Genomic DNA, 14,357 nt, shown 5'->3' on the forward strand with positions numbered 1-14,357 from the left:
GCGGGTGCCCCGGCGCCCTGCGCCGCTACCGCGCGCGGGCCGCGGTCAGATGCTCCGCGTGCTCCTGAAGGGACCGGACGCCGACCGTGCCCCGGCCGAGCGCCTCGATGCCCTGGACGGCGGCCGCGAGGGCCTGGACCGTGGTCAGGCAGGGGATGGCGCGGGCGACGGCCGCCGTGCGGATGTCGTAGCCGTCCAGCCGGCCGCCGGTGCCGTAGGGGGTGTTGACGATCAGGTCGACCTCGCCGTCGTGGATGAGCTGGACGATGGTCTTCTCGCCGTTCGGCCCCTCGCCCTCGCTCTGCTTGCGCACCACGGTCGCGTTGATGCCGTTGCGCTTGAGCACCTCGGCGGTGCCGGAGGTGGCCAGCAGCTCGAAGCCGAGGGCGACCAGCTCGCGCGCCGGGAAGATCATCGAGCGCTTGTCGCGGTTGGCGACGGACACGAACGCGCGGCCCTTGTTGGGCAGCGCCCCGTACGCCCCGGCCTGCGACTTGGCGTACGCCGCGCCGAAGACCGAGTCGATGCCCATGACCTCGCCGGTGGAGCGCATCTCCGGGCCGAGGACGGTGTCCACGCCGCGCCCGGACGCGTCGCGGAACCGGCTCCACGGCATCACGGCCTCCTTGACGGAGATCGGCGCGTCCAGCGGGAGCGTGCCGCCGTCGCCGCTGCTCGGCAGCAGGCCCTCGGCGCGCAGCTCGGCGATGGTCGCGCCCAGCGAGATGCGGGCGGCGGCCTTGGCGAGCGGCACGGCGGTGGCCTTGGAGGTGAAGGGGACCGTACGGGAGGCGCGCGGGTTCGCCTCCAGGACGTACAGGATGTCCCCGGCCATCGCGAACTGGATGTTGATCAGCCCGCGCACCCCGACGCCGCGCGCGATGGCCTCGGTGGAGGCCCGCAGCCGCTTGATGTCGAAGCCGCCGAGGGTGATCGGGGGCAGCGCGCAGGCCGAGTCGCCGGAGTGGATACCGGCCTCCTCGATGTGCTCCATGACGCCGCCGAGGTAGAGCTCGTGGCCGTCGTAGAGCGCGTCCACGTCGATCTCGATGGCGTCGTCGAGGAAGCGGTCGATGAGGACCGGGTGCTCGGAGATCAGCCCGGCGTGCCGCTCCAGGTAGGCGGCCAGGGAGGGCTCGTCGTAGACGATCTCCATGCCGCGCCCGCCGAGCACGTACGAGGGGCGGACCATCACCGGGTAGCCGATCTCGGCGGCGATGCCCTTGGCCTCCGCGAAGGAGAAGGCGGTGCCGTACTTGGGCGCGGGCAGCCCGGCCTCGGTCAGCACCCGGCCGAAGGCGCCGCGCTCCTCGGCGAGGTTGATCGCCTCGGGCGAGGTGCCGACGACCGGCACGCCGTTGTCCTTGAGCGCCTGGGCCAGGCCCAGCGGGGTCTGGCCGCCGAGCTGGACGATGACGCCCGCGACGGGGCCCGCCTGCTGCTCGGCGTGGACGATCTCCAGGACGTCCTCCAGGGTGAGCGGCTCGAAGTAGAGCCGGTCGGAGGTGTCGTAGTCGGTGGAGACGGTCTCCGGGTTGCAGTTGACCATGACGGTCTCGTAGCCCGCGTCGTGCAGCGCGAAGGAGGCGTGCACACACGAGTAGTCGAACTCGATGCCCTGGCCGATCCGGTTGGGGCCCGAGCCCAGGATGATCACGGCGGGCTTGTCGCGGGGCGCGACCTCGGACTCCTCGTCGTAGGAGGAGTAGAAGTACGGGGTCCGGGCGGCGAACTCGGCGGCGCAGGTGTCGACGGTCTTGTAGACGGGCCGCACCCCCAGTGCGTGCCGCACCTCGCGGACGACGTCCTCGCGCAGCGAGCGGATGGCCGCGATCTGGGCGTCGGAGAAGCCGTGCCGCTTGGCCTCGGCGAGGAGCTCCGGCTCCAGCTTCTCGACGGCCGCCAGCTCGTCGGCGATCTCCTTGATCAGGAAGAGCTGGTCGACGAACCACGGGTCGATCTTCGTGGCCTCGAAGACCTCCTCGGGGGTGGCCCCGGCGCGGATGGCCTGCATCACGGTGTTGATCCGGCCGTCGGTGGGGACCTCGGCCCGGACCAGCAGCTCCGCCTTGTCGCCCGGGTCGCCGGTGAAGTCGAACTGGCTGCCCTTCTTCTCCAGCGAGCGCAGCGCCTTCTGGAGCGCCTCGGTGAAGTTGCGGCCGATGGCCATGGCCTCGCCGACCGACTTCATGGTGGTGGTGAGGCGGGCGTCGGCGGCCGGGAACTTCTCGAAGGCGAAGCGCGGCACCTTGACGACGACATAGTCGAGCGTGGGCTCGAAGGAGGCCGGGGTCTCCCGCGTGATGTCGTTGGGGATCTCGTCGAGGGTGTAGCCGACGGCGAGCTTGGCCGCGATCTTGGCGATGGGGAAGCCGGTCGCCTTGGAGGCGAGCGCCGAGGACCGGGAGACCCGCGGGTTCATCTCGATGACGATGACCCGGCCGTCGTCGGGGTTGACCGCGAACTGGATGTTGCAGCCGCCGGTGTCGACGCCGACCTCGCGGATGACGGCGATGCCGATGTCGCGCAGCACCTGGTACTCGCGGTCGGTCAGCGTCATCGCGGGCGCGACGGTGATCGAGTCGCCGGTGTGCACGCCCATGGGGTCGAAGTTCTCGATGGAGCAGACGACCACGACGTTGTCGTGCTTGTCGCGCATCAGCTCCAGCTCGTACTCCTTCCAGCCGAGGATGGACTCCTCGAGGAGCACCTCGGTGGTGGGCGAGAGCGCCAGGCCCTGGCCGGCGATGCGGCGCAGCTCCTCCTCGTCGTGGGCGAAGCCGGAGCCGGCGCCGCCCATGGTGAAGGAGGGACGTACGACGACGGGGTAGCCGCCGAGCGTCTCGACGCCCGCGAGGATGTCGTCCATGGAGTGGCAGATGACCGAGCGGGCGGACTCGCCGTGGCCGATCTTGGTGCGGACGGCCTCCACGACCGCCTTGAAGAGGTCGCGGTCCTCGCCCTTGTGGATGGCCTCGACGTTGGCGCCGATCAGTTCGACGCCGTACTTCTCGAGGGTGCCCGCCTCGTGCAGGGAGATCGCGGTGTTGAGGGCCGTCTGCCCGCCGAGGGTGGGCAGCAGCGCGTCGGGGCGCTCCTTGGCGATGATCTTCTCGACGAACTCCGGGGTGATCGGCTCGACATACGTGGCGTCGGCGATCTCCGGGTCGGTCATGATCGTCGCCGGGTTGGAGTTGACCAGGACGACCCGCAGCCCCTCCGCCTTGAGGACGCGGCAGGCCTGGGTGCCGGAGTAGTCGAATTCGGCGGCCTGGCCGATGACGATCGGGCCGGAGCCGATGACCAGAACGGACTGGATGTCGGTGCGCTTAGGCACGCTGGCCCTCCATCAGGGAGACAAAGCGGTCGAACAGGTAGGCCGCGTCGTGCGGGCCGGCGGCGGCCTCGGGGTGGTACTGGACGCTGAACGCGGGGCGGTCGAGCAGTTGGAGGCCCTCGACCACGTTGTCGTTGAGGCACACGTGGGAGACCTCGACCCGCCCGTAGGGGGTGTCGGAGGGCCCGTCCAGCGGGGCGTCCACGGCGAAGCCGTGGTTGTGCGCGGTGACCTCGACCTTGCCGGTGGTGCGGTCCTGGACCGGCTGGTTGATGCCGCGGTGGCCGTACTTCAGCTTGTAGGTGCCGAAGCCCAGCGCGCGGCCGAGGATCTGGTTGCCGAAGCAGATGCCGAACAGCGGTGTGCCGCGCTCCAGGACCGCCCGCATCACGGAGACCGGGTGGTCGGCGGTGGCCGGGTCGCCCGGGCCGTTGGAGAAGAACACCCCGTCCGGGCTGACGGCGTAGACGTCCTCGACCGTGGCGGTCGCGGGCAGCACGTGCACCTCGATGCCGCGCTCGGCCATCCGGTGCGGGGTCATGCCCTTGATGCCCAGGTCGACCGCGGCGACGGTGAAGCGCTTGGTGCCGATCGCGGGGACGACATAACGCTCCGTGGTGGCGACCTCACCGCTGAGGTCCGCGCCCTTCATCTCCGGCACGGCGCGCACCTTGGCCAGCAGCGAAGCCTCATCGGCCCCGCCGGCCACCGCCTCGCCGGAGAAGATGCCGACCCGCATGGCGCCGCGCTCGCGCAGATGGCGGGTGAGCGCGCGGGTGTCGATGCCGCTGATGCCGACGACGCCCTGGGCCGCCAGCTCCTCGTCCAGGGAGCGGCGCGAGCGCCAGTTGGAGGGCACCCGGGCGGGGTCGCGGACCACATAGCCCGAGACCCAGATCCGCCTGGACTCCGGGTCCTCGTCGTTGACGCCGGTGTTGCCGACGTGCGGGGCGGTCATGACCACGACCTGCCGGTGGTACGAGGGGTCGGTCAGGGTCTCCTGGTAGCCGGTCATGCCGGTGGAGAACACCGCCTCGCCGAAGGTCTCCCCCACGGCCCCGTAGGCGCGGCCGCGGAAGGTGCGGCCGTCCTCCAGGACGAGGACTGCTGGGGTTCTGGCACCCCTGGTGGAGGTGGTCATCGTGCGCCTTCCATGTCGTGCGAGGTGGCGGCCGCGTCGCTGGGGCCGCCGGAAAGTTCGGTGAGGGCATCCACCCACGCGGTGTGCTCGGCCGCGCGGTCGGAGCGGAAGCCGGAGTCGATCAGGCGGTCGCCCAGCTGCCAGGTGATCACCAGCAGGCCGCCCTCGGCGAGGACCTTGCCGGCGATGCCCTTGTCGAGCCGGGCGCCGCGGAGGCTGCCGGCCGGGATGAAGAAGTCGCGCGCCCCGGGGCGTACGACCGCCAGGCCCTCCACGGTCAGGGTGAGCTCGACGCGGCTGCGGGTGCCCAGGCCCTGGGCGACGATCCGGTCGAGCCACTGCCCGGCGGTGGTCGAGCCGTGGTAGCGGCCGGCCAGGGACAGCCGGGCGGGCCCGAGCTCGTCGGGGGCCGGGGGCTGCGGCAGCTCGGGCAGATCGCCCTGGAGCGTGCCCCGCCACTTCCACCCCTCGCGCATCAGCCAGTAGACGAGCGCGATGAAGAGCAGCAGACCCACGACCCAGCCGATGCGCGCGGCCCAGTCCGTCACGTCCTGCGACTTCTGCTCGGCCGCCAGGCGCACCAGGTGGCCCGCCGCCGGATCGACCGCATTGATCAGAGGTTTCACGCCAGTTTCCCGTCCACGACCGTCGCCCGGCCCCGCAGGAAGGTGTACGTCACACGGCCCGGCAGTTCACGGCCCTCGTAGGGAGTGTTGCGGCTGCGCGAGGCGAAGCCCGCGGGGTTCACCACACCACGGTATGCGGAGTCGAGCAGCGTGAGGTTGGCGGGCTCCCCGGGCGCGATGGGGCGCCCGTGGCCCGCAAGCCGGCCGATGGCCGAGGGGCGGTGCGACATCCGGTCGGCCACGCCCGCCCAGTCCAGCAGGCCGGTGTCGACCATGGTGTGCTGGACGACGGAGAGCGCGGTCTCCAGGCCGACCATGCCCATGGCCGCCGCGCCCCACTCGCAGTCCTTGTCCTCGTGCGGGTGCGGGGCGTGGTCGGTGGCGACGCAGTCGATGGTGCCGTCGGCGAGCGCCTCGCGCAGCGCCATGACGTCGGTCTCGGTGCGCAGCGGCGGGTTCACCTTGTAGACGGGGTTGTAGGAGCGTACGAGCTCGTCGGTGAGCAGCAGGTGGTGCGGGGTGACCTCGGCGGTGACGTTCCAGCCCTTGGACTTGGCCCAGCGGACGATCTCGACCGAGCCCGCGGTGGACAGATGGCAGATGTGCACCCGGGAGCCGACGTGGGCGGCGAGCAGCACATCGCGGGCGATGATCGACTCCTCGGCGACGGCCGGCCAGCCGCCGAGGCCGAGCTCGGCGGAGACCACGCCCTCGTTCATCTGGGCGCCCTCGGTCAGCCGCGGCTCCTGCGCGTGCTGGGCGATGACCCCGTCGAAGGCCTTCACATACTCCAGGGCGCGGCGCATGATCACGGCGTCGTCCACGCACTTGCCGTCGTCGGAGAAGACCCGCACGCCCGCGGCGGAGTCGTGCATGGCGCCCAGCTCGGCGAGTTTCTTGCCCTCCAGGCCGACGGTGACGGCGCCGACGGGTTGTACGTCGCAGTAGCCGGACTCCTTGCCGAGCCGCCACACCTGCTCCACGACGCCCGCGGTGTCGGCGACCGGGAAGGTGTTGGCCATGGCGTGGACGGCGGTGAAGCCGCCCGAGGCGGCCGCGCGGGTGCCGGTGAGGACGGTCTCGGAGTCCTCGCGGCCGGGCTCGCGCAGATGGGTGTGAAGGTCGACCAGGCCGGGCAGCAGGATCTGCCCGGCGGCGTCGATCACGGTGGCGTCGCCCGCGTCGATGCCGGTGCCGACGGCCGCGATCCGCTCGCCCTCGATGAGCACGTCACGCGCCTCGCCGCCGAGGACCTTCGCGCCGCGGAGGAGGGTCTTGTCGGTGTCGCTCATGGTTACTTGCTCTCCTCGGTGGCGGTGCGGGACGTGGCGACGGCGGGCTCGTTCCCGCCGAGCAGCAGATACAGGACGGCCATGCGGATCGAGACGCCGTTGGCGACCTGCTCGACGGCGGTGCAGCGGTCGGAGTCCGCGACCTCGGCGGTGATCTCCATGCCGCGGTTCATGGGGCCGGGGTGCATGACGATGGCGTGCTCGGGCATGCGGGCCATCCGGTCGCCGTCAAGGCCGTACCGGCGCGCGTACTCGCGCTCGGTGGGGAAGAAGGCGTCGTTCATGCGCTCGCGCTGGACGCGCAGCATCATCACGGCGTCGGACTTGCCGACCACCGCGTCGAGGTCGTACGAGACCTCGCACGGCCAGCTCTCGACGGCGAAGGGCACCAGGGTCGGCGGGGCGACCAGGGTCACCTCGGCGCCCAGGGTGGACAGCAGATGGACGTTGGAGCGGGCGACCCGGCTGTGCAGGATGTCGCCGACGATGGTGATCCGGCGGCCCGCCAGGTCCTGGCCGCTGCCCGAGGTCAGATGGCGGCGCATGGTGAAGGCGTCGAGCAGCGCCTGGGTGGGGTGCTCATGGGTGCCGTCCCCGGCGTTGACGACCGAGCCGCCGATCCAGCCGGAGGTGGCCAGCCGGTGCGGGGCGCCGGAGTCGTGGTGGCGGATGACCACGGCGTCGGCGCCCATGGCCTCCAGGGTGAGCGCGGTGTCCTTCAGGGACTCGCCCTTGGAGACCGAGGAGCCCTTGGCGGAGAAGTTGATGACGTCGGCGGACAGCCGCTTGGCGGCCGCCTCGAACGAGATGCGGGTGCGGGTGGAGTCCTCGAAGAAGAGGTTGACGACGGTACGGCCGCGCAGGGTCGGCAGTTTCTTGATCGGCCGGTCGGCGATACGGGCCAGCTCCTCGGCGGTGTCGAGGATCAGGACGGCGTCGTCGCGCGTGAGATCGGCGGCCGAGATGAGGTGGCGCTTCATCCGGTTGCTCCGTGGGTGAGGGAGATGTTCAGGCGTGCGGCGGGCGCGCGGGACGGCGTCGTGGCTGGCGTACCGGGCCCCGGGCGGTCCACCGGGGCTCCGGTGGGTCCGGCGGGTCCATCGGCGGCCGAGGGGCCGACTCCGTGCCGCGGCGGCTCCGGGCGGGGCTACTGCCCGTCCGCGGGGGCGGTCCCGCGCACGCCGAGGAGCACGCTGTCGCGGCCGTCCTCCTCGGTGAGCTGGACCTTGACCGTCTCCCGCAGCGACGTGGGGAGGTTCTTGCCGACGTAGTCGGCGCGGATCGGCAGCTCGCGGTGGCCGCGGTCGACCAGGACCGCGAGCTGGACGGCGCGGGGCCGGCCGATGTCGCCCAGGGCGTCGAGCGCGGCGCGGATGGTGCGGCCCGAGAAGAGCACATCGTCGACCAGGACCACCAGGCGGCCGTCGATGCCGTCACCGGGAATGTCGGTGCGGGCGAGCGCGCGGGCCGGGCGCAGCCTCAGGTCGTCGCGGTACATGGTGATGTCGAGCGAGCCGACCGGAACCTGGCCGGGGGCCCTGCCGGTGATCTCCTCGAGCCGGGTGGCCAGCCGCCGGGCGAGGTGCACACCCCGGGTCGGGATGCCGAGCAGCACCACGTCGTCGGCGCCCTTGGCGCGCTCGACGATCTCGTGGGCGATGCGGGTCAGAACGCGGGCGATGTCCGGTGCCTCGAGCACGGAGCGCGCCGCGTCGGCCGCGTTGGTGGTACGTGCGTCCATACGAAACGGACCTCCTTCTCCGCCTCACGGGACGGACCTTAAAGGACGTCGGATTTGCGCCATTCACATTAGCAGGGGTGGGCCGGCGGCCCGGCATCACCCCTGGCGGTGGCCCCTGCGCACCGTTCGGCTTGACGAATGGAGATTACGCTGCGTAACCTCACAGTGAGTTACCAGTCTTCGTCCGGGGAGCTTTATGTCCAGCGAATACGCCAAACAGCTCGGAGCCAAGCTCCGTGCCATCCGCACCCAGCAGGGCCTCTCCCTTCACGGTGTCGAGGAGAAGTCCCAGGGCCGCTGGAAGGCCGTCGTGGTCGGCTCGTACGAGCGCGGGGACCGTGCCGTGACCGTGCAGCGCCTCGCCGAGTTGGCCGACTTCTACGGCGTCCCGGTCCAGGAGCTTCTCCCGGGCACCAGCCCGGCGGGGGCCGCAGAGCCGCCGCCCAAGCTGGTGCTGGACCTCGAGCGGCTGGCCCATGTGCCGGTCGAGAAGGCGGGCCCGCTCCAGCGATATGCCGCCACGATCCAGAGCCAGCGCGGTGATTACAACGGCAAGGTGCTGTCGATCCGCCAGGACGACCTGCGCACCCTCGCCGTGATCTACGACCAGTCGCCTTCGGTGCTCACCGAGCAGCTGATCAGCTGGGGTGTGCTGGGCGCGGATGCGCGCCGGGCCGTCCAGCACGAGGACGTCTGACGCCGCGCGCGGCCTCTTGGGAGTTGTCGGCAGAGCCATCAGATAACGTCAACGACCAGCAGAAACGTGCCGCCGGGGGCGGTGGGACCATCCGGTTCCACCGCCCCCGGCGGCTTGGTGCGCTCTGTGCGTGTGCGCTCAGGCCTCCGAGGAGGACTCCTGCTCGCCCCTGCGCAAGCTCGGCTTCAGCTCCTTGAAGCGGCCCAGGAGCCCGTTGACGAAGGCCGGCGAGTCATCGGTGGAGAACTCCTTGGCGAGCTGCACCGCCTCGTCGATCACCACCGCGTCCGGGGTCTCGTCCTCCCACACCAGTTCGTAGGCGCCGAGCCGCAGGATGTTCCGGTCGACGACCGGCATCCGGTCCAGCGTCCAGCCCACCGCGTAGGTGGAGATCAGCTCGTCGATCCGGGCCGTGTACTGGGCGTACCCCTCGACGAGCTGCATCGTGTATTCGCTGACCGGCGGCTGCCGGTCGTCGGTCCGGGCGTGCCGGATCCAGTCCGCGAGGACCGTCTGCACGGAGGTGCCACGCTGATCGGCCTCGAAAAGGATCTGGAAGGCACGCTTGCGGGCCTTGTTGCGGGCGGCCACGGTTAGTTGTTCACCCGACCGAGGTACTCACCGGAACGGGTGTCGACCTTGATCTTCTCACCGGTGGTGATGAACAGCGGGACACCGATCTCATAGCCGGTCTCCAGCTTGGCGGGCTTGGTGCCGCCGGTGGAGCGGTCGCCCTGGACGCCCGGCTCGGTGTACTCGATCACCAGCTCGACCGCGGCCGGCAGCTCGACGTACAGCGGGTTGCCCTCGTACATCGCCACGACGGCCTCGAAGCCCTCGAGCAGATAGCGGGCGTTGTCGCCGACCACCTCGGGGGTGATGTAGATCTGGTCGAAGGTGTCCATGTCCATGAACACGAAGCTCTCGCCGTCCTTGTACGAGAACTGCATGCCGCGCTTGTCGACAACTGCCGTCTCGACCTTCACGCCGGCGTTGAAGGTCTTGTCGACCACCTTGCCGGAGAGCACGTTCTTGAGCTTGGTGCGGACGAAAGCAGGGCCCTTGCCGGGCTTGACGTGCTGGAACTCGACGACGGACCAGAGCTGGCCCCCGTCGAGCTTGAGCACCAGGCCATTCTTGAGGTCGTTCGTGGATGCCACGGTTGCGGGATCTCCTGGACTACAGCTGGTGGAAACCAGAAAGATGCGACGCTCCACAGTCAGAGCGCGAGCAGCTCCTTGGTCGTGATGGTGAGTAGCTCGGGTCCGCCGTCCGCCTCGGAGCGGACGACGAGCGTGTCATCGATCCGGACACCGCCCCGGCCCGGGAGGTGGACCCCCGGTTCGACAGTGACCGGCACACAAGCGTCCAGTTTACCCATGGCCGCGGGTGCCAGCCGAGGGTCCTCGTCGATTTCCAGGCCCACGCCGTGTCCCATCCGCCGTGCCAGCCCCTCGCCGAACCCCGCGAACTCCAGCACCTGCCGGGTCGCCCGGTCCACATCCCGGCAGGCCGCGCCCGGCACCAGCGCCTCCCGTCCGGCCCGCTGCGCCGCGAACACCGCGTCGTACAGCTCCACCTGCCAGGTGGCGGGCGACGGGCCGATCACAAAGGTGCGCCCCACCTCACAGCGGTAGCCGCGGTAGTCGGCGCCCAGGCCGATGGTGAGAAAGTCGCCCTCCTCGACCCGCCGGTCGGTGGGCGTGTGCCCGGCCCGGCCCGAGTTCGGACCGGTGGCCACGACCGTGGGGAAGGCAGGGCCGTCCGCGCCGTGGTCCACCAGCCTGCGCTCCAGCTCCAGCGCCAGATGCCGCTCGGTCCGGCCGACCAGGATCGACTCAAGCAGCTCGCCCAGCGCCTGGTCGGCGAGCTCGGCGGCGATCCGCAGACAGGAGATCTCCTCCTCGTCCTTGACCAGCCTCAGCTGCTCCACGGCCCGGCTCAGATCCGCCAGGCGCAGTGGCGGGACGGCCGCGGCGAGCGCCCGGTGGCGGGCCACGGTCAGATGGTGCTCCTCGACGGCCAGCGACTCGGCCCCGTCCGCGGCGGCCAGGTCGGCGGCGGCCACGGCCGGGTCCCCGCTCTCGCCGGGCAGCACCAGAATCCGCAGGTCCTCGGGGTGGGGTGAGCCGCCGGGGAGCGGCTCCCAGGACGGCGTCAGCGGCGCCACCAGCACATCCTGGACCGGCCCCAGCAGCAGCACGGCGCCGGGCGGCACGGCGGCGCCGCACAGATAGCGCACATTGGCGGGCCGGGAGACCAGCGCGGCCTCACTGCCCGCCACCGCGCACTGATCGCGCAGTCGGGCACGTCGGGCCGCGTACGCCTGGGACATGCTCCGAGCGTAGGCGGTGCCGCCCCGGGCGGCCGTTCGGACGGGTCCCCGCGGGTGAGCGGCCCCTTCCCGGCCCTGTCGGCCGGGCGCGCCTACCAGCTGGGCGGGGAGGCGATGCTGCGGGCGACGACCTCGTCGAGCATCCGGGCCGTGGTCTCCACGTCGTAGGTGGAGTTGTCGATGATCGGCAGGCCCGAGCCGTACCAGCCGGCCATCCGGCCATGGATCCTGGCCACTTCCTCGTCGCTCAGCCGGCGGTTGCCGCTGCGCGCCGCGTTCCGCTCCAGGACGACCTCAAGGCCCGGCAGCACCACGACGGGCAGCAGGCCGGGGCCGACATGGCGCTTCCAGCCGCCGAGGCCCACGACCGGGCGGTCCGGGAAGACGGCGTCGTCCAGGATGCAGGAGATGCCGTTGGCCAAAAAGTTACGGGCGGCGAAGCCGCAGGTGCGGCGGGCGAGACGATACTGCGCCTCGGAGTTCTCGTTCCACCCCGACTGCGGGTTGGCGAATCCGGACCTGACCCACTCGCGGACGTCGTCCAGGCTGATGTGCGCGGTCGGCACCCGCCGGCGGTCGGCCCAGTGGCGGGCGACGGTCGTCTTGCCCGCCCCGGCCGGGCCGATCAGCAGCACCGCCACCGCCGCCTGCGAGGCGTCGGCCACCGCCGCGCCGCCCGTCGGCGGGTGCGGCAGCGGCACCGGGCCGCCGGGCGGGAGCTGGATGTGGCCGGTGGCCCCGGACGGGTCCATGGGCGGCGGGGCCGGGGTCGGGTGGAGCGGGGCCGGCGGAATGGGCGGAACGGGCTGGGCAGGGTGGGAGCCAGGGGGCTGGGCGGGGTGCTGGGCCGGGTGGGGGCCAGGGTGCTGGGCCGGCGGGGGGCCCGGGTGGGGGCTCGTGCCCTGGGGCCAGCCGGCGCCGCCCGCGCCCGGCCCGTGCCCGGGCTGATGGGGGGGCGGCAGCGGAGCTCCCACTGAGTGCTGCATCCGGTGGCACTCCGTCTCGTGCAGGCGGTCTGGTACTGGCAACTGTCGCGTGGTGACGCGGCGGTGAGGCCGGTCCAACCGAACGGTACCCGCCCCGGCCGCCGCTGTGTGAACGGCCGGGGAATACCGTGTGTGCCCAGCCCAGCGCCGTCAACCGGCCAGTTCGTCCGCCAATGCACGCAAAGCAAGGCGATACGAACCGATTCCGAACCCCGCGACGGTGCCGCTCGCGACGGCCGCGATGACAGAGTTGTGACGGAACTCCTCCCGCGCGTGCGGGTTGGAGATGTGCACCTCGACCAGCGGCGCGGTGCGCTGCGCCGCCGCGTCCCGCATGCCGTACGAGTAGTGCGTGAAGGCACCGGGGTTGATGACGACCGGGATCGAACCGTCGGCCGCCTCGTGCAGCCAGCGGATCAGCTCCCCCTCGTCGTTGGTCTCCCGCACGTCCACGTCGAAGCCGAGTTCGGCGCCGAGCTTCGCGCACTCCTCCACCAGACCGGCGTAGGAGGTCGCGCCGTAGACATCCGGCTCACGGCTGCCGAGCCGCCCCAGGTTCGGGCCGTTGAGGACGAGCACCTTCCGGGTCACGCGGACACCTCTCCGTAGGCCGCGAGCAGCACGGCCGGGTCCGGGCCCTCCAGCACCGCGGGCTTGGCCAGACCGTCGAGGACGATGAAGCGCAGCAGGTCGCCGCGGGACTTCTTGTCGACCTTCATGGTCTCCAGCAGCCGGGGCCACTGGTCGCCGCGGTAGGTCAGCGGCAGGCCGACGGAGCCCAGGACCGCGCGGTGCCGGTCGGCCGTGGCATCGTCCAGCCGCCCCGCGAGACGGCCCAGTTCGGCGGCGAAGACCATGCCGACGGAGACCGCCGCGCCGTGCCGCCACTTGTAGCGCTCGTTCTTCTCGATGGCGTGGGCGAGGGTGTGGCCGTAGTTGAGGATCTCCCGCAGCCCGGCTTCCCTGAGGTCGGAGGAGACGACCTCGGCCTTGACCCGGATGGAGCGCTCGATGAGCTCGGAGGTGTGCGGCCCCGCGGGGGTGCGGGCGGCCTCCGGGTCCGCCTCGATCAGCTCCAGGATCGCCGGGTCGGCGATGAAGCCCGCCTTGATGATCTCGGCGAGGCCGCTGACGTAGTCGTTGACCGGCAGCGAGTCGAGCGCGGCCAGGTCGCACAGCACCCCGGTCGGCGGGTGGAAGGCGCCCACCAGGTTCTTGCCTTCGGCGGTGTTGATGCCGGTCTTGCCGCCGACCGCCGCGTCCACCATGCCGAGCACGGTCGTCGGGACGGCGATCCAGCGCACCCCGCGCAGCCAGGTCGCGGCGACGAAGCCCGCGAGGTCGGTGGAGGCGCCCCCGCCGACGCCGATGATCACGTCGCTGCGGGTGAACCCGGTCTGGCCGAGCGCCTTCCAGCAGTACGCGGCGACCTCGACGGTCTTGGCCTCCTCCGCGTTGGGCAGCTGGATCGCGATGGCCTCATAGCCCTCGCCGAGGAGGTCCTGGCGGATGGCCTCGCCGGTCTCGGCCAGCGCCTCCGGGTGCAGCACGGCGACGCGCTTGGCCGCCGTGCCGATGAGGCCGGGCAGCTCGCCGAGCAGCCGGTGGCCGACCAGGACCTCGTACGGCTCGCTGCCCGCGGTGCCGCCGACCTGGATACGGGTGGGGGTGTCGGTGCTCATGCGTCCTTCAGCTCCAGTGCGTCGAGGACCGCGTCGGCGACGTCCTCGGGGGTGCGGCCCTCGGTCGACACGACCGCGCGGGCCACCTCGGTGTACAGCGGACGGCGCTCCTCCATCAGCTCCCGCCAGCGCTGCCGCGGATTGACGGCGAGCAGCGGGCGCGGCGCGTCGAGGCCGGTGCGCTTGACCGCCTCGGCGACGCCCATCTCCAGGAAGGCGACCGGCAGGTCGGCCAGCAGGGCGCGGGTTCCGCCGTCCAGGATCGCGCCGCCGCCGAGGGCCAGTACGCCGTGGTGCTCGGCGACCGCGGCGCGCACCGCCTGCCGCTCCAGCTCACGGAAGTGCGGCTCGCCCTCGTCGATGAAGATCTCGGAGATCGGCTTGCCCGCCGACTCGACGATGTCGGTGTCGGTGTCCCGGAAGCCGGTGCCCAGCCGCTCGGCGAGCACCCGCCCGACCGTGGTCTTCCCCACACCCATGGGCCCGACCAGCACGATCGCCGGACCGTTCGCCCCCCGGC

Annotated in this window: 14 protein-coding genes; 1 reads left to right on the forward strand and 13 read right to left on the reverse strand. The window is 71.7% G+C overall.

Going from position 1 to position 14,357, the window contains the following annotated elements; genetic code table 11:
* Positions 1-25 precede the first annotated feature (25 nt).
* From carB to pyrR, 6 genes are all read right to left on the reverse strand, one after another.
* Positions 26-3,337 carry a carbamoyl-phosphate synthase large subunit gene (gene carB / locus ABTY62_RS10955; RefSeq protein ID WP_352129127.1) on the reverse strand — a complete coding sequence of 1,104 codons (3,312 nt, stop codon included), beginning with the start codon at positions 3,335-3,337 and terminating at the stop codon, positions 26-28.
* Entirely contained in the window at positions 3,330-4,478 is a 1,149-nt protein-coding gene (gene carA, locus ABTY62_RS10960) for a glutamine-hydrolyzing carbamoyl-phosphate synthase small subunit (RefSeq protein ID WP_352129128.1), read from the reverse strand. The genes carB and carA overlap by 8 nt, the downstream gene beginning before the upstream one ends.
* Positions 4,475-5,095 (reverse strand): PH-like domain-containing protein, encoded by a 621-nt coding sequence (locus ABTY62_RS10965; protein ID WP_352129352.1) that lies wholly within the window; start codon positions 5,093-5,095, stop codon positions 4,475-4,477. The genes carA and ABTY62_RS10965 overlap by 4 nt, the downstream gene beginning before the upstream one ends.
* Positions 5,096-5,100: 5 nt before the next feature.
* Positions 5,101-6,396: a dihydroorotase gene (locus ABTY62_RS10970; protein WP_352129129.1), complete on the reverse strand. Its 1,296-nt coding sequence runs from the start codon at positions 6,394-6,396 to the stop codon at positions 5,101-5,103.
* Between the two features lie 2 nt (positions 6,397-6,398).
* Positions 6,399-7,376 (reverse strand): aspartate carbamoyltransferase catalytic subunit, encoded by a 978-nt coding sequence (locus ABTY62_RS10975; RefSeq protein WP_311725822.1) that lies wholly within the window; start codon positions 7,374-7,376, stop codon positions 6,399-6,401.
* Between the two features lie 167 nt (positions 7,377-7,543).
* Positions 7,544-8,137: a bifunctional pyr operon transcriptional regulator/uracil phosphoribosyltransferase PyrR gene (gene pyrR, locus ABTY62_RS10980; RefSeq protein WP_352129130.1), complete on the reverse strand. Its 594-nt coding sequence runs from the start codon at positions 8,135-8,137 to the stop codon at positions 7,544-7,546.
* Between the two features lie 196 nt (positions 8,138-8,333).
* Between pyrR and bldD the strand changes: the two genes are divergently transcribed.
* Entirely contained in the window at positions 8,334-8,834 is a 501-nt protein-coding gene (gene bldD, locus ABTY62_RS10985) for a transcriptional regulator BldD (RefSeq protein ID WP_014056259.1), read from the forward strand.
* Between the two features lie 138 nt (positions 8,835-8,972).
* Here bldD and nusB read toward each other — a convergent pair whose 3' ends face one another.
* The 7 genes from nusB to ABTY62_RS11020 form a co-directional block, all read right to left on the reverse strand.
* Positions 8,973-9,425, reverse strand: coding sequence for a transcription antitermination factor NusB (nusB, locus tag ABTY62_RS10990; protein WP_311725819.1), 453 nt, complete (start codon positions 9,423-9,425; stop codon positions 8,973-8,975).
* Positions 9,426-9,427: 2 nt separating this feature from the next.
* Positions 9,428-9,994 (reverse strand): elongation factor P, encoded by a 567-nt coding sequence (gene efp, locus ABTY62_RS10995; RefSeq protein ID WP_352129131.1) that lies wholly within the window; start codon positions 9,992-9,994, stop codon positions 9,428-9,430.
* A gap of 59 nt (positions 9,995-10,053) precedes the next feature.
* The gene (locus tag ABTY62_RS11000) at positions 10,054-11,169 is read right to left on the reverse strand and encodes an aminopeptidase P family protein (RefSeq protein ID WP_352129132.1); all 1,116 of its coding nucleotides are present in this window, start codon (positions 11,167-11,169) and stop codon (positions 10,054-10,056) included.
* Positions 11,170-11,261: 92 nt separating this feature from the next.
* Positions 11,262-12,155 carry a Pro-rich N-terminal domain-containing protein gene (locus tag ABTY62_RS11005; protein ID WP_352129133.1) on the reverse strand — a complete coding sequence of 298 codons (894 nt, stop codon included), beginning with the start codon at positions 12,153-12,155 and terminating at the stop codon, positions 11,262-11,264.
* Positions 12,156-12,305: 150 nt separating this feature from the next.
* A complete protein-coding gene (gene aroQ / locus ABTY62_RS11010; RefSeq protein WP_311725815.1) occupies positions 12,306-12,746 on the reverse strand; it encodes a type II 3-dehydroquinate dehydratase in 441 nt (146 codons plus the stop codon).
* The gene (gene aroB / locus ABTY62_RS11015; RefSeq protein ID WP_352129134.1) at positions 12,743-13,837 is read right to left on the reverse strand and encodes a 3-dehydroquinate synthase; all 1,095 of its coding nucleotides are present in this window, start codon (positions 13,835-13,837) and stop codon (positions 12,743-12,745) included. The genes aroQ and aroB overlap by 4 nt, the downstream gene beginning before the upstream one ends.
* On the reverse strand, positions 13,834-14,316 hold the full coding sequence (locus ABTY62_RS11020) for a shikimate kinase (protein ID WP_352129135.1): 483 nt from the start codon (positions 14,314-14,316) through the stop codon (positions 13,834-13,836). Before ABTY62_RS11020 ends, aroB begins: the two co-directional genes overlap by 4 nt.
* Between the last annotated feature and the right edge of the window lie 41 nt (positions 14,317-14,357).

The sequence above is a fragment of the Streptomyces sp. NPDC097640 genome (genome assembly GCF_040302705.1).
Lineage (GTDB): Bacteria > Actinomycetota > Actinomycetes > Streptomycetales > Streptomycetaceae > Streptomyces.

Coding starts and splice junctions, on each gene's coding strand:
- carA (WP_352129128.1), bottom strand. CDS start 4,478: ATGACCACCTCCACCAGGGGTGCCAGAACCCCAGCAGTCCTCGTCCTG.
- ABTY62_RS10970 (WP_352129129.1), bottom strand. CDS start 6,396: ATGAGCGACACCGACAAGACCCTCCTCCGCGGCGCGAAGGTCCTCGGC.
- ABTY62_RS10975 (WP_311725822.1), bottom strand. CDS start 7,376: ATGAAGCGCCACCTCATCTCGGCCGCCGATCTCACGCGCGACGACGCC.
- pyrR (WP_352129130.1), bottom strand. CDS start 8,137: ATGGACGCACGTACCACCAACGCGGCCGACGCGGCGCGCTCCGTGCTC.
- bldD (WP_014056259.1), top strand. CDS start 8,334: ATGTCCAGCGAATACGCCAAACAGCTCGGAGCCAAGCTCCGTGCCATC.
- ABTY62_RS11000 (WP_352129132.1), bottom strand. CDS start 11,169: ATGTCCCAGGCGTACGCGGCCCGACGTGCCCGACTGCGCGATCAGTGC.
- ABTY62_RS11005 (WP_352129133.1), bottom strand. CDS start 12,155: ATGCAGCACTCAGTGGGAGCTCCGCTGCCGCCCCCCCATCAGCCCGGG.
- aroB (WP_352129134.1), bottom strand. CDS start 13,837: ATGAGCACCGACACCCCCACCCGTATCCAGGTCGGCGGCACCGCGGGC.
- ABTY62_RS11020 (WP_352129135.1), bottom strand. CDS start 14,316: ATGGGTGTGGGGAAGACCACGGTCGGGCGGGTGCTCGCCGAGCGGCTG.